Here is a 12,762-nt window from a genome sequence, read left to right as displayed (position 1 = left end):
GGCTGGGCGCCGGCGGCCGTCGCTAGATCTGCACGCGCGTACCGAGCTCGATCACGCAGTTGTTCGGCAGTCGCAGGAAGTCGGCGATGTTGCCCGCGTTGCGCGACATGAACGCGAACAGCCGTTCGCGCCAGAGCATCATTCCTGGCGCTCGGGTCGGGATGACGGTTTCCCGGCTCAGGAAATAGGTCGTCTCGAACAGGTCGATGGGCAGTTCCGCGGAGCGGCACAGGGCCAGGGCCTCCGGGATGTCGGGCGTGTCCTTGAAGCCGTAATGGACCTGCACGCGCCAGAAGCCCGGCGCCAGCGATTGCACCTGCACGCGGTCGGACGGCGGCACGAAGGGAACGTCCTGGAACACCACCGTGAGGATCAGGTTGCGTTCATGCAGGACCTGGTTGTGCTTGAGGTTGTGGAGCAGCGCCTGCGGCACGGTGTCCTGGCTGGCGACCGCGTAGACCGCGGTGCGCTTCGCGCGCATCGTCTCGTCCTGAGCGAGCGCCTGCAGGAAAGGCAGCAGCTCGGGGTCCCCCTGGCTGATGCTGCCCACCAGGAGCTCGCGGCCGCGCCGCCAGCTGGCCATCACGGTGAACAGTGCGAGGCCGAGCACCAGCGGGAACCAGCCGCCCTGGAGGAACTTCAGCGAACAGGCCGCGACCAGGATGGCATCCACGACCAGGAACAGCACGGTCGCACCAGCCGCCACGGGCAGCGAGTACTTCCAGGCGTGGTGCACGACGAAGAAGGTCAGGATGGTGGTGGCCAGCATCGTCACGGTGACCGCGATGCCATACGCCGATGCCAGCGCGGAGGAGCTGCCGAAGCCCAGGACCGCGAGGACCACCGCCGCAAGCAGCAGCCAGTTCACCAGCGGCAGGTAGATCTGGCCCATCTCCTTCTCGGACGTGTACATCATGTGCATGCGGGGCAGCAGGCCCAGCTGGATCGCCTGTTGCGTGAGCGAGTAGGCACCGGTGATCACCGCTTGCGACGCGATGATGGTCGCCACGGTGGCCAGCACCACGGCGGGGATCAGCAGCGCCGGCGGGAACAGGCGGAAGAAGGGGTTCTCCAGCGCGCCCGGATCGCGCATCAGCAGGGCCGCCTGCCCCATGTAGTTGAGCACCAGCGCGGGCAGAACCAGGCCGCACCAGGCGATCTGGATCGGCCGCTTCCCGAAGTGGCCCAGGTCCGCATACAGCGCCTCCGCGCCGGTGAGCGCCAGCACGATGGCCCCGAGGACGACGAAGAAATGCCAGCCCTGGTGGCCGACAAAGGCGAGCGCATGCAGCGGATTCAGCGCGGCCAGGATGCGCGGCTCCTCCATGATCTGCAGCACACCCGTCACGGCGAGCACCACGAACCACAGCCCGATGACCGGGCCGAACAGCTTGCCGACCACGCCCGTGCCCAGGCGCTGGAACGAAAACAGGCCGACCAGCACGCCCAGGGAGATCGGCAGCACGTAGGGTTTCAACGCCGGCGTGGCGACCTCCAGGCCTTCCACGGCGCTCAGGACCGAGATGGCGGGGGTGATGATGCTGTCGCCGTAGAACAGGGCCGCCCCGAACATGCCGACCAGCAGCAGCGCCTGGCGCCGCCGCGCCGTCGTCCCCGCCGCCTTGGCGGCCAGCGCCGTCAGCGCCATGATCCCGCCCTCGCCGCGGTTGTCCGCGCGCAGGATGAGCACCACGTACTTCAGCGTCACGACGAAGATCAGGCCCCACAGCACCACCGACACGGAACCTATGAGGTTGGATGCGTCCAGCGCCAGCTGGTGCTCGGGGTTGAAGATTTCCCTGATCGTGTACAGCGGGCTGGTGCCGATGTCTCCGTACACCACCCCGAGCGCGCCCAGGGTCAGGGCGGCGCGGCTTTCCCGCTGAACGCTTGTCGTCATCATTCCGGTGTGCAATTCCATGGAGACCGCAGTCTGCCGCCGGCGACGTTAGGAAAGCATATGGGGCGCGGCTCAGGCCGCGGCGAGCCGATAGCCCACGCCGGTCTCCGTGAGCAGGTAGCGCGGTTCGTCCGGCTTCTCTTCGATCTTGGCCCGCAGCTGGCCCATGTAGAGGCGCAGGTAGTGGGTGTGGGCCAGGAATTCCGGCCCCCACACGTCCGACAGCAGCTGCCGGTGCGTGACGACCTTGCCGGCACTGCGCACCAGCCGCGCCAGCAGCTTGAACTCGGTGGGGGTGAGGTGCACCGCCTCGCCCCTCGCCTCGACGGAACGCGCCTCGAGATCCACGCGCAGGCCCTCGGACTCGTACACGGTCAGCGCCGGGGCCAGCGCCGTTCCGCGGTGGCGCATCGCCACGCGGATGCGGGCCAGCAGTTCTCCCACGCTGAACGGCTTCGTCAGGTAATCATCCGCCCCGGCGTCCAGCAGCTTCACCTTCTCGGATTCCTGGTGGCGCGCCGAGACCACGAGCACGGGAATCCGCCCTTGCCGATGCGCATCCCGCACCAGCTCGCTGCCGTCGCCGTCCGGCAGTCCCAGGTCCAGCAGGACCACGTCCGGCGGCGCGTTGCGCAGCAGGGCGCGCGCCTCGCTGACGGACACGGCCGTCTGCACCTCGAAGCCTTCCACCGCGAGCGTGGATTGCAGCATGGAGCGGATCGCCTGGTCGTCTTCGACCACCAGCACGCGCAGGGTCATGCGGGTTCCGTCGCGGGCTGGGTGGCCTCCACCGGAAGCGCCAGCACGAAGGTGCTGCCGCCGCCGGGGCGCGCATGCAGCGACAGTTCGCCGCCATGCGCGCGCGCGATCGCGCGGCAGACGGCGAGGCCCAGGCCGGCGCCGCGCTGGCCGGAGCGGTCGCTGCGATGGTAGGGCTCGAAGATGGCCAGTTCCTCTCCGGTGGGGATGCCGTTGCCCCGGTCGTGCACGGCCACTTCCATGCGACGCCCCTTGAGCGCCACTTCCAGCTCGATCGCATCCGCGCTGTACTTGAGGGCGTTGTCCAGCAGGTTCTCGAGCAGTTGCGCGAGCAGCACCGGGTCGGCCTTGACCAGCGGCAGTCCGGCGGGCACGCGGGACTGGATGCGGTGCGCCGCGTCGCGGTCCCGCACGCGCGCCAGCACGGACCCCACGATTTCCTCCAGCGACTCCCAATCCGTCCGGAGCTCGCCGGCGTGGTCGAGCCGCACCAGCTGCAGCGTGTTCTCGGTCAGCGTGGCGAGGTGCCGCGCCTCGCTCACGATCGTCGCGAGCAGGCGTTCCTGCTGGGGCGGCTGCAGCCGGTCACGCTGCGTCTGCAGCGACGAGGCGGCGCCCATGATGGCGGCCAGCGGCGTGCGGAAGTCGTGCGAGATGGCCGCCAGGAAGGTGCTTTGCGCACGGTGCCATTGCGACTGCTCCTGCGCGTCGCGCATGGCCGCGGACAGCTTCAGGCGCCAGAGCGCCTCGCCCGCCTGCGCGCAGATCGCCTGGGCGTGCTCCCGGCCACCGTGGTCGTACGCGGACACGTTCTGCACGCAGGCGGCGCCGCCGGGGTGGTTCTCCGCGCGCAGCGGCAGGTACCAGGCGTTCAGGCCCGGCCAGCGTCCGGTGCCGGGGCCCAGCGTCGCGGCCTCGCGGATGCAGGCCAGCATGCCGTCGCGGAAGACGGGCACCTGCTGCGGTTGCAGGTGCAGTTCCCCTTGCGCATCGAGCAGCGCCACCAGGCAGGGACCGGGAAAGGCGCGGCCCAGATGGCGTTGCGCCAGCAGGTGGACTTCCGCCGGCAGGGAGGCAGCCGCCAGGTCGGTGGCGAGCTCCTGCAGCTGGCGCGCACGCCGTTCGTTCAGGCGCGCTGATTCCGTTTCGCGCCGCAATGCGCTGCCCAGGTGGCTGATGACGAGGGCGACCGCAAGCATCGTGAACAGCGCGAACAGGTTTTCCTGCGCCTCCACCTGGAACGTGAAGCGCGGCGGGATGAACAGGAAATTGAGCAGCGTGACGGCCGCGATGGCGCAGGACATCGATGCGACCCATCCGAGCGTGTAGGACGTGACCACCACCGCCAGCACGTAGACCATCGCCTGGCTGGTGACGCTGACGTAGCGGTCCAGGAGCAGGTTGCCCGCCGTCGCCGCCGCGAGCAGCCCGCACACGATCCATGCATCGCGTGCTTTCCGGTTCGAGGGACCGGCGGAAGCGACTGCCCCATTCATGCCCGCAGGGTAGCACCGGGCCCATCAGGATTGCGTTAGGAAGCTTGCCCTACAGGATCGAGCGGATCCAGTGGTCCACCGAGGCGGAATAACCCGGGGCGACCCCGAGCCGGTCGCTCACGCCGGCGTGCGAGAGGTCCACGGGCTGGACCTGCACCACCCTTCCCATCGATTGCGCCTTGCGCTGCAGGGCCTGCGCGCCGGGGCAGGTCCGCGTGCGGCGCGAACACACGGCGAGCAGCGGCGGCGCCTCCGCGGACAGCAGGTGCTGAGGCGACAACTGCTCCCAGAACTGCGGGTCGCGGCCCAGCGCAGCTTCATAGAAGTCGTAGTGCGCGCGCATCAAGGCCGGTGCGTCGACCACCGGGTTGTCCAGGCTCACCGAGCCGCGCCAGGGCTGCGCGCCCACGGCGCGCGCGAGGGCGGGTGCGGCATTGAGCAGCATCACCAGGTGGCCGCCGGAGGAATGGCCCAGCAGCACGACCTGTCGCCCATCCGCGCCCCAAGCCGCGGCACGCGCCTGCACGGCCGCCAGGGCGCGGGCGACGTCGCGCGCCTGTTCCAGCGGATCGGCTTGCGGCAGCATGCGGTAGTTGGTGGACACGACCACGTAGCCGCGCGCCGTCCAGTACCGCACCTTGCCGAGGACGAAGTTGGGCGACGCCTTGTCCCCGGTGTGCCAGGCCCCGCCGTGCACCAGCAGCAGGACCGGCCCGCGGGCGGACCCCGGCCGGTAGACGTCGAAGCGCTGCGCCGGGTCGTCGCCGTAAGGGACGTCCCGTTCGACGCGCACCTGCAGGTCGTTGGCGGCCGCAGCCGCGCTGTCGTCCTGCGCCGCCGTCGCGGCCAGAGCCAGCCCCAGCGCGCCCAGCCAGCACAGCCGGGCGAGCCGGTTCATGTCCGGGGCAGCGCGGCCGCTTCGGCGGCCAGACGGGTGATGCGCGCCCAGTCGCCGGCCGCCAGCGCATCGGCCGGCGTCAGCCAGGACCCGCCGACGCAGGCGACGTTGGGCAGCGCCAGGAATTCACGCGCGTTCTGCGCGGTGATGCCACCGGTGGGACAGAAGCGCACGTCGTTGAAGGGGCCGTGCCAGGCCTTGAGCATGGGCGCGCCGCCCGCCTGCATCGCCGGGAAGAACTTCAGCGCGTCGTAGCCGTCCTCCTGCGCCATCAGGATCTCGCTGCCGGTCGCGACGCCGGGCAGCAGGGCCAGGCCCAGGTCATGGCAGGCCTTGCCCACGCCGTGCGTGTAGCCCGGGCTGACGGCGAAGCGCGCGCCCGCGAACGCGGCGGCCTGCGCATCGGCGGCGCTGCGCACCGTGCCGGCGCCGACCACCGCCTCCGGCACCTCCTTGGAAATCGCCTCGATGCAGCCCAGCGCCACCGGCGTGCGCAGCGTGATCTCCAGCATGCGGATGCCGCCCGCGACCAGCGCGCGCGCCAGCGGCACGGCATGGGCCCGGTCGTTCAGGACGATCACCGGGATCACCGGGGCGTCCTGCATCACCTCGGCGGCGCCCGGCCGCTCCGCGATCGGTTTCAAAGCCATGTGCAAGCGCCCTCCTCGGCAGCCAGTGCATTGCGCCGCATGCCGGCGAACAGCTCGCGGCCTGTGCCGTGACCATTGCCGTCACGCTGCGCGTCCGTGATCTTCGCGGGCTCGCGCCGCGACCATTCCTGCGCGTCCACCAGCGCCTCCAGCGTTCCCGCCGGTGCGTCCAGCCGCACGACATCGCCGTCGCGCAGCAGCGCGAGCGGACCGCCGGTGGCCGCCTCGGGCGAGACGTGGATCGCTGCCGGCACCTTGCCGGAGGCGCCGCTCATGCGGCCGTCGGTGACCAGCGCCACCCGGAAGCCCTTGCCCTGCAACACGGCCAGCGGCGGCGTGAGCTTGTGCAGCTCGGGCATGCCATTGGCTTGCGGGCCCTGCCAGCGCACGACGCACACCACGTCGCGGTCCAGTTCGCCGGCCTGGAAGGCCGCGTGCAGGGCCTCCTGGCCGTCGAAGACGCGGGCGGGCGCCTCGATCACGTGGCGGTCCTGCGGCACCGCCGAGACCTTGATGACGCTGCGCCCGAGGTTGCCGGTCAGCAGCTTCAGGCCGCCCGTGTCGCTGAAGGGCTGCCGCGCGGGACGCACCACGGCCTCATCGCGCGACGGCCCGATGTCGGACCACGCGAGCCGGCGATCTCCCTGTGCCTGCAGCGCCGGCTCGCGCGTGTACTCGCGCAGGCCGCCTTCGCGCACGGTGAGCACGTCCTCGTGCATCAGGCCCGCGTCCAGCAGTTCGCGGATCACGAAGCCGGGGCCGCCGGCCGCCTGGAACTGGTTCACGTCTGCAGTGCCGTTGGGATAGACGCGCGACAGCAGCGGCACCACGCCGGAGAGCTCGTCGAAGTCGTTCCAGTCGATCGCGATGCCCGCGGCACGCGCCACGGCGACCCAGTGGATCAGGTGGTTGGTGGAGCCGCCGGTGGCCAGCAGCGCCGCCATCGCGTTGACGATGCAGCGCTCGTCGACGACGCGGCCGATCGGTGCGAAGCGCCGGCCCTTGAGGATGCCCAGGGCCGTGCGCACGGCTTCGCGCGTGAGTTCCTCGCGCAGTTCGGCCTGCGGCAGCACGAAGGCGGCGCCCGGAACGTGCAGGCCCATGGCCTCCAGCAGCATCTGGTTGCTGTTGGCGGTGCCGTAGAAGGTGCAGGTGCCCTGCGTGTGATACGCCTTCATCTCCGCGTCGAGCAGCGCCTCGCGGCCCACCAGGCCCTGCGCCGCCCGCTCGCGGACCTTGGCCTTCTCGCTGTTGGACAGGCCGCTCGGCATGGGGCCGCCGGGCACGAACACGGTGGGGAGGTGGCCGAAGTGCAGCGCGCCGATCAGCAGGCCGGGAACGATCTTGTCGCAGATGCCCAGCATCAGCGCCGCGTCGAACACGTCGTGGCTCAGGCCCACGGCGGTGGCCATGGCGATCACGTCGCGCGAGAACAGGCTCAGCTCCATGCCGGCCGTGCCTTGCGTCACGCCATCGCACATCGCCGGCACGCCGGCGGCCACCTGCGCCGTGCCGCCGTGCTTGCGCACCTCGTCCTTGACGATGGCGGGGTAGCCGGCATAAGGCGCATGCGCCGACAGCATGTCGTTGTAGGCATTGACGATGCCGATGTTGGGCGCGCGCTCGGCGACCACCCGGAACTTGTCGTTCGCGGGGATGCCGGCAAAGGCGTGGGCGACGTTGGCGCAGCCCATCCGGTCGGCGCCGCGGTCGCGCGCGGCCGCTTCGTCGATCCGGGCCAGGTAGGCGGTGCGGGTGGGGCCGCTGCGCGCGCGGATGCGCTGCGTCACGGCCTTCACCACGGGGTGAAGGTTCATGGTCATGTAACTCGGTTACGTGCATCCTACCCCGCCTGGTACCGCTTGTGGCTGGTGGGCGGGTACGTACCGGTTACCAACTTCCGGGACGGCGCGCGCTCCGCTAGAGTTGCATCCGTGACCGAAGTGCCCAAGCCGCGGCGGGACGCAGCCGCCATGCTCGAGAGAGCCATCGCCGAATGGGGCGGAGACGACGATCTCTGGATCTTCGGCTACGGCTCCCTGATCTGGCGGCCCGACTTCGATTTCATGGAGCGCCGCCCGGCACGGGTGCATGGCTGGCACCGCGCCCTCAAGATGTGGAGCCGCATCAACCGCGGCACCCCGGAACGTCCCGGCCTGGTGTTCGGCCTGCTCACCGGCGGCTGTTGCCGTGGCATGGTGTTCCGGGTGCGCAAGGAACACGGCGCGGCCATCCTCACGAAGCTGTGGTCGCGCGAGATGGCGACCGCCGTGTACGACCCCAAGTGGCTGTCGGCCGACACCCCGGAGGGCCCGGTGCGCGCCCTGGCCTTCACGCTGTCGCGCAAGAGCCCCAGCCACACCGGCGAGCTGAGCGAAGAGGAATACCGCGCGATCTTCGCCTTCGCCTCGGGCATCTACGGCACCACGCTGGACTATGCGCACCGCACGCTGGAAGAGCTGCGGCGGCACGACATCCGCGACCGCAACCTCGAGAAGCTGCTGCGGCTGATCCAGGCCGACCGCGAGAAAGCCTAGGAGCCCGCCCGCTGCGCCAGCAGGCGCTCGGCCCGCACGAGGTCTTCCAGCGTGTCGATGTCGGTAACGATGCCCTCGTCGTTCAGGTCCAGCACCAGCGGCCTGGAGGCGCGCACGATCGCCGCCGCCCCTTCCGCGCCCCGCAGCGACTGCAAGTCATTCCCGTGCTCGTGCGCGAAGCCCACCGGATGGCCGCGCATGCCGCGGTACAGGGGTATCACCAGCGAAGCGCGGCGCAGCGCATCGGCCACGGCCCGCAGCGAGGCCGGTGTCACCAGCGGCAGGTCGCCCGGCAGCACGAGCCAGCCGGCCGCATCCGCGGTCGCCGCCACGCCGGCCGCGATGGAGTCGCCCATGCCGGGATGCCCCGCGTCTTCCACGTGGTAGGGCAAGCCGCTCGCGCGCACGGCGGCGAGCGTGTGTTCCAGCACCGGCTGGCCGGCGAGCAGCGCCTGCAGCTTGGACCCCGCGCCGCCGGAGGCGACGAAGCGCTCGCCGCGTCCCGAGGCGAGCACCAGCACGACGGGCGACGGGTCCGTCATCACGCCGTCGGGAACGGCAGCTCGCGCGGGGTCTTGCCGGTCAGGCGGCCAATGGCGTTGGCGAAGGCGGGCGCCAGCGGCGGCAGCCCCGGCTCGCCCATGCCGGTCGGCGGTTCGGCGCTGGGCACGATGTGCACGGCGATGCGGGGCATGTCAGTGATGCGGGGGACCACGTAGTCGCCGAAGTTGCTTTGCTGCACCACGCCGTCCTTGAACGTGATGGCCGCGCCCGGCAGGCAGGTGCCCAGGCCCATGAGGGCCGCACCCTGCACCTGCGCCTCCACCGACAGCGGGTTCACCGCCAGGTTGCAGTGGACGCCGGCCGTCACGGCGTGCAGCCGGGGCTTGCCTTTCTCCACCGAGGCTTCCACGACATAGGCCACCACCGACTGGAAGGACTCGTGCACCGCCACGCCCCAGGCGCGACCGGCCGCGAGCTGGCGCTTGCCATAGCCGGACCGGTCCACGGCCAGCTGCAGGGCCGCCTTGTGGCGCGGGTGCTTGTCGCCCATCAGCTTGAGGCGGTAGGCCACCGGGTCCTGCGACGTGGCGCGCGCCACCTCGTCGAGCAAGGTCTCCATGGCGTAGGCGGTGTGCGTCGAGCCCACGCTGCGCCACCACAGCACCGGCACGTTGACCTGCGGATGGTGCACGGACAGGCGCATCGGCACCTGGTAGGGCTCCTTCATGCCCTCCACCATGGTCTCGTCGATGCCGTCCTTCACCATGAAGTCCTCGAAGGGCGAGCCCTTGAGGATGGACTGGCCGACGATCACGTGGTCCCACGCGAGGATGTTGCCCTTCGCGTCGAAGCCGATCTCGGCGCGGTGCACGTGCAGCGGCCGGTAGTAGCCGCCCTTGACATCGTCCTCGCGGCTCCACAGCGTGCGCACCGGCGCGTTCAGGCCGGCCGCGCGCGCGGCCCGCGCCACCTGGCAGGCCTCCACCACGTAGTCGCTGGTGGGAATGGCGCGCCGGCCGAAGCCGCCGCCGGCCATCTGCGTGTGGATGCGCACCGCTTCCGGGGAGATGCCCAGTACCTTCGCCGCCGCCACGCTGTCCAGGCCCGGCATCTGCGTGCCCAGCCACAGTTCGGCCGCGCTGCCGCTGAAGGCCACCGTGCAGTTCAGCGGCTCCATCGGCGCATGCGCCAGGTAGGGGAACACGAACTCCGCGCTGATCCGGTGCGGCGCGGATGCCAGGCGCGAGACGTCGGCGTCGTACTTCACGGCCCCGGTCTTGCGGGCGAGTTCGCGGTAGCTGGCCAGCAGCCGCTCGCTGTCGGCCTTCTCCACGCCGGCCGTGTCCCATTCGAGCTTGAGCGCATCGCGCCCCTGCTTGGCCGGCCAGTAGCCGTCCGCGACCACGGCGACACCCTCGCCGCCGCGGTCAAGGGGGATGCGCAGCACGGCCTTCACGCCGCGGATGGCCTTGGCGGCCGTGTCGTCGACGGACCTGGGCTTGGCGCCGAACACGGGCGGGTGCGCCACCACCGCGGTGAGCATGCCGGGCAGGCGCACATCGATGCCGTAGCCCTGGCCGCCGCTGGACTTGGCGCGTGCGTCGAGCCGTCCGGTGGGCTTGCCGATCAGGCGGAACTGCTTCGCATCCTTCAGCGTGACCTGTTGCGGCACCGGCTGCTTCATCGCCGCCTCGGCCAGTTCGCCGTAGCCGAGCTTGCGCCCTGCCGGGCCGAGCACGAAGCCCCGCTCGGTGCGCAGCGTGGCAGCGTCCGTTTTCCATTGCGTCGCGGCCGCCGCCACCAGCATGGCCCGCGTGCGGGCCCCGAGTTCGCGGTACTGCAGCCAGGAGTTCTTGATGGAGTTGGAGCCGCCGGTCAGGTGCATGCCGAAGGCCGGGTCCACGTACGCCGGATCGGCATTGCCGTGCACGCTCTTCACCTTGGACCAGTCGGCGTCCAGTTCCTCGGCCAGCAGCATGGGCAGTCCGGTCTGCACGCCCTGGCCGAAGTCCAGCCGGTTGATGGTGACGGTGACGGTGCCGTCGGGAGCGATCTGCACGAAGGCCGCCGGCATCTGCGTGGGCTTGAGGCCCTCGGCCTGCGGGCCGTTCTGCTGCGCGGTGGCCGCCAGCGGGAAGGCGCCCAGCGCGAAGCCTGTGGCGCCGGCCAGCTTCAGGAAGGTCCGGCGGGCCATGCCCTCTTCAGGCGCTGCAGGTTGCGGCAACAGGCCCTGCAGGACCTTGGGCAACTCGAAGGTGGTGGGTTCGAAATGCATGGCGTCCTCCTTCAGGCGAGCGTGCGCGCCGCGTCGTGGATCGCCGCGCGCACCCGGGCGTAGGTGCCGCAGCGGCAGATGTTGCCGGCCATGGCGGCATCGATGTCCGCGTCGCTCGGTCGCTTCTTGGCCTGCAGCAGCGCGGTGGCGCTCATGACCTGGCCGCTCTGGCAATAGCCGCACTGGGCCACGTCGTGCTTGACCCAGGCCGCCTGCACGGCCTGGCCGACGCGGTCGGCGGCAACCCCTTCGATGGTGGTGATCTTCTTGCCGGCGGCTGCCGACACCGGCGTGACGCAGCTGCGGATGGCCTGGCCGTCGAGGTGCACGGTGCAGGCGCCGCACAGCGCCGCGCCGCAGCCGAACTTGGTGCCGGTCATGCCCAGCGTGTCGCGCAGGGCCCAGAGGATCGGGGTGGAGGGATCGGCATCGACCGTGAGGTCCTTGCCATTGACGTTCAACGTGGCCATCGTGCTTCCTTCGGTGTGTCGCCGCGTCCGCGACTGTACGCGGCGGATTCTGAGCTGGCGATGAGCACCGCCGGAACGGATGCGACAATGGCCCTGTCCCCAGTACGAGTTCCATGAGCAGCCCTGTCCACCGCATCGCCGAACTGCGCAAGAGCTACGAACGCGCCGAACTGAGCGAGGACGCCTCGCACGCCGATCCGCTGAAGCAGTTCCACCAGTGGTTCACCGAAGCGATCACGTCCGAGATCCCCGAGCCGAACGCCATGACGCTGGCCACGGTGGCGGGCGACCTGCGCCCCAGCACCCGCGTCGTGCTGGTCAAGGGCTACGACGAACGCGGCATCGTCTGGTACACCAACTACGAAAGCCGCAAGGGCCAGGAGCTGGCCGGCAATCCCTACGCCGCCCTGCAGTTCCACTGGGTCGAGCTGGAGCGGGTGGTGCGCATCGAAGGTCGGGTGGAGAAGACCAGCGCCGAGGAGAGCGACGCGTACTACGCGACCCGGCCGCTCGATTCGCGCATCGGCGCGTGGGCGAGCCCGCAAAGCCAGGTGATCCCGGGGCGCGGCGTGCTGGTGAGCAATGCGGCGAAGTACGGCGCGCAGTTCCTGCTCAGCCCGCCGCGGCCGCCGCACTGGGGCGGCTACCGGCTGGTGCCGGACCAATGGCAGTTCTGGCAGGGGCGCAAGAGCCGGCTGCACGACCGGCTGCGCTACCGGCTCGCGGGCGACTCCTGGGTGCGCGAGCGGCTCGCGCCCTGATCACTTGACCGCGACGGCCTCGGTGACGCGGTAGTACAGGCCGTACTCGTCATCCGTCAGCGTCGCGAAGCGGCCCTCGACGGTCACCGGGTCGAGCGTGTACTTGACCGGCGTCTTCGTCTTCACTTCCACCATGCTCTCCGGGCCGCCGGGCGTGCAGAACTGGCAGGTGAGCGGAACCGAGCTGAGCAGGAAGTGCGTCTGCCGTTCGCCGGGTTCCAGGGGCATCATGAAGCCCTGCACGCGCTGGAGCTTCTGGCCCAGCGCGAGCTGCTCCTTGGTGAACACGGGCAGCAGCTTGTTCTTCTCGGTCCGGGTCTGCACGGCGGTGAGCACCTCCCAGGACACGACATCGGTGCGCTGCGGCAGCGGCGCGAACGGGCTGTTGGGACTGTGCACGCCCGGCCCCGTGCCCTGCGGCAGCGGCGTCGACAGCTGGGCCCAGGCCGCACCGGCGGCGAGGGTGGAAGCGAGGACGAGGGCGGCGATCTTCATGGCGGTGGTTCCTTGGG

12 protein-coding genes are annotated in these 12,762 nt (G+C 70.6%); 2 read left to right on the top strand and 10 right to left on the bottom strand.

The window, feature by feature from the left end; genetic code table 11:
* Positions 1–22: 22 nt before the first annotated feature.
* The 6 genes from AC1DSA_RS11865 to edd form a co-directional block, all read right to left on the bottom strand.
* Positions 23–1,900, bottom strand: coding sequence for a potassium transporter Kup (locus AC1DSA_RS11865; RefSeq protein ID WP_477889304.1), 1,878 nt, complete (start codon positions 1,898–1,900; stop codon positions 23–25).
* A 72-nt stretch (positions 1,901–1,972) separates the two neighbouring features.
* Complete coding sequence (locus AC1DSA_RS11860; protein ID WP_477889302.1) at positions 1,973–2,659, bottom strand: response regulator; 687 nt, start codon at positions 2,657–2,659, stop codon at positions 1,973–1,975.
* A complete protein-coding gene (locus AC1DSA_RS11855) occupies positions 2,656–4,155 on the bottom strand; it encodes a sensor histidine kinase (protein ID WP_477889300.1) in 1,500 nt (499 codons plus the stop codon). Before AC1DSA_RS11855 ends, AC1DSA_RS11860 begins: the two co-directional genes overlap by 4 nt.
* Positions 4,156–4,204: 49 nt before the next feature.
* On the bottom strand, positions 4,205–5,053 hold the full coding sequence (locus AC1DSA_RS11850) for an alpha/beta hydrolase (RefSeq protein WP_477889298.1): 849 nt from the start codon (positions 5,051–5,053) through the stop codon (positions 4,205–4,207).
* Complete coding sequence (eda, locus tag AC1DSA_RS11845) at positions 5,050–5,703, bottom strand: bifunctional 4-hydroxy-2-oxoglutarate aldolase/2-dehydro-3-deoxy-phosphogluconate aldolase (RefSeq protein ID WP_477889296.1); 654 nt, start codon at positions 5,701–5,703, stop codon at positions 5,050–5,052. The genes AC1DSA_RS11850 and eda overlap by 4 nt, the downstream gene beginning before the upstream one ends.
* Positions 5,694–7,520, bottom strand: coding sequence for a phosphogluconate dehydratase (gene edd / locus AC1DSA_RS11840; RefSeq protein ID WP_477889294.1), 1,827 nt, complete (start codon positions 7,518–7,520; stop codon positions 5,694–5,696). Before edd ends, eda begins: the two co-directional genes overlap by 10 nt.
* Before the next feature lie 156 nt (positions 7,521–7,676).
* Between edd and AC1DSA_RS11835 the strand changes: the two genes are divergently transcribed.
* Positions 7,677–8,240 carry a gamma-glutamylcyclotransferase gene (locus AC1DSA_RS11835; RefSeq protein ID WP_477889575.1) on the top strand — a complete coding sequence of 188 codons (564 nt, stop codon included), beginning with the start codon at positions 7,677–7,679 and terminating at the stop codon, positions 8,238–8,240.
* Here the strand turns inward: AC1DSA_RS11835 and AC1DSA_RS11830 are convergent.
* Genes AC1DSA_RS11830 through AC1DSA_RS11820 form a run of 3 tightly spaced genes read right to left on the bottom strand, consistent with a single transcriptional unit; the run spans position 8,237 to position 11,489 of the window.
* The gene (locus AC1DSA_RS11830) at positions 8,237–8,782 is read right to left on the bottom strand and encodes a nucleotidyltransferase family protein (protein WP_477889292.1); all 546 of its coding nucleotides are present in this window, start codon (positions 8,780–8,782) and stop codon (positions 8,237–8,239) included. The two genes, AC1DSA_RS11835 and AC1DSA_RS11830, sit on opposite strands and share 4 nt — an antisense overlap.
* Positions 8,782–11,019: a xanthine dehydrogenase family protein molybdopterin-binding subunit gene (locus tag AC1DSA_RS11825; RefSeq protein WP_477889291.1), complete on the bottom strand. Its 2,238-nt coding sequence runs from the start codon at positions 11,017–11,019 to the stop codon at positions 8,782–8,784. The genes AC1DSA_RS11830 and AC1DSA_RS11825 overlap by 1 nt, the downstream gene beginning before the upstream one ends.
* 11 nt (positions 11,020–11,030) lie before the next feature.
* Positions 11,031–11,489, bottom strand: coding sequence for a (2Fe-2S)-binding protein (locus AC1DSA_RS11820; RefSeq protein ID WP_477889289.1), 459 nt, complete (start codon positions 11,487–11,489; stop codon positions 11,031–11,033).
* A 113-nt stretch (positions 11,490–11,602) separates the two neighbouring features.
* Here AC1DSA_RS11820 and pdxH point away from each other — a divergent pair, with 113 nt between their 5' ends.
* Positions 11,603–12,250: a pyridoxamine 5'-phosphate oxidase gene (gene pdxH / locus AC1DSA_RS11815; protein WP_477889287.1), complete on the top strand. Its 648-nt coding sequence runs from the start codon at positions 11,603–11,605 to the stop codon at positions 12,248–12,250.
* On the opposite strand, the gene AC1DSA_RS11810 is transcribed toward pdxH, so the two are convergent.
* Positions 12,251–12,745 carry a DUF3299 domain-containing protein gene (locus tag AC1DSA_RS11810; RefSeq protein WP_477889285.1) on the bottom strand — a complete coding sequence of 165 codons (495 nt, stop codon included), beginning with the start codon at positions 12,743–12,745 and terminating at the stop codon, positions 12,251–12,253.
* Between the last annotated feature and the right edge of the window lie 17 nt (positions 12,746–12,762).

This window comes from Ramlibacter sp. P4_H7 (assembly GCF_056400765.1).
The sequence above is the reverse complement of the archived record's forward strand: the minus strand, read 5'-3'. Positions and strand labels throughout refer to the sequence as shown.

What these genes read in the sequence shown, in the direction of transcription:
- AC1DSA_RS11865 (WP_477889304.1), bottom strand. Translation starts at nt 1,900, where the DNA reads ATGACGACAAGCGTTCAGCGGGAAAGCCGCGCCGCCCTGACCCTGGGC.
- AC1DSA_RS11860 (WP_477889302.1), bottom strand. Translation starts at nt 2,659, where the DNA reads ATGACCCTGCGCGTGCTGGTGGTCGAAGACGACCAGGCGATCCGCTCC.
- AC1DSA_RS11855 (WP_477889300.1), bottom strand. Translation starts at nt 4,155, where the DNA reads ATGAATGGGGCAGTCGCTTCCGCCGGTCCCTCGAACCGGAAAGCACGC.
- AC1DSA_RS11850 (WP_477889298.1), bottom strand. Translation starts at nt 5,053, where the DNA reads ATGAACCGGCTCGCCCGGCTGTGCTGGCTGGGCGCGCTGGGGCTGGCT.
- eda (WP_477889296.1), bottom strand. Translation starts at nt 5,703, where the DNA reads ATGGCTTTGAAACCGATCGCGGAGCGGCCGGGCGCCGCCGAGGTGATG.
- edd (WP_477889294.1), bottom strand. Translation starts at nt 7,520, where the DNA reads ATGAACCTTCACCCCGTGGTGAAGGCCGTGACGCAGCGCATCCGCGCG.
- AC1DSA_RS11835 (WP_477889575.1), top strand. Translation starts at nt 7,677, where the DNA reads ATGCTCGAGAGAGCCATCGCCGAATGGGGCGGAGACGACGATCTCTGG.
- AC1DSA_RS11830 (WP_477889292.1), bottom strand. Translation starts at nt 8,782, where the DNA reads ATGACGGACCCGTCGCCCGTCGTGCTGGTGCTCGCCTCGGGACGCGGC.
- AC1DSA_RS11825 (WP_477889291.1), bottom strand. Translation starts at nt 11,019, where the DNA reads ATGCATTTCGAACCCACCACCTTCGAGTTGCCCAAGGTCCTGCAGGGC.
- AC1DSA_RS11820 (WP_477889289.1), bottom strand. Translation starts at nt 11,489, where the DNA reads ATGGCCACGTTGAACGTCAATGGCAAGGACCTCACGGTCGATGCCGAT.
- pdxH (WP_477889287.1), top strand. Translation starts at nt 11,603, where the DNA reads ATGAGCAGCCCTGTCCACCGCATCGCCGAACTGCGCAAGAGCTACGAA.
- AC1DSA_RS11810 (WP_477889285.1), bottom strand. Translation starts at nt 12,745, where the DNA reads ATGAAGATCGCCGCCCTCGTCCTCGCTTCCACCCTCGCCGCCGGTGCG.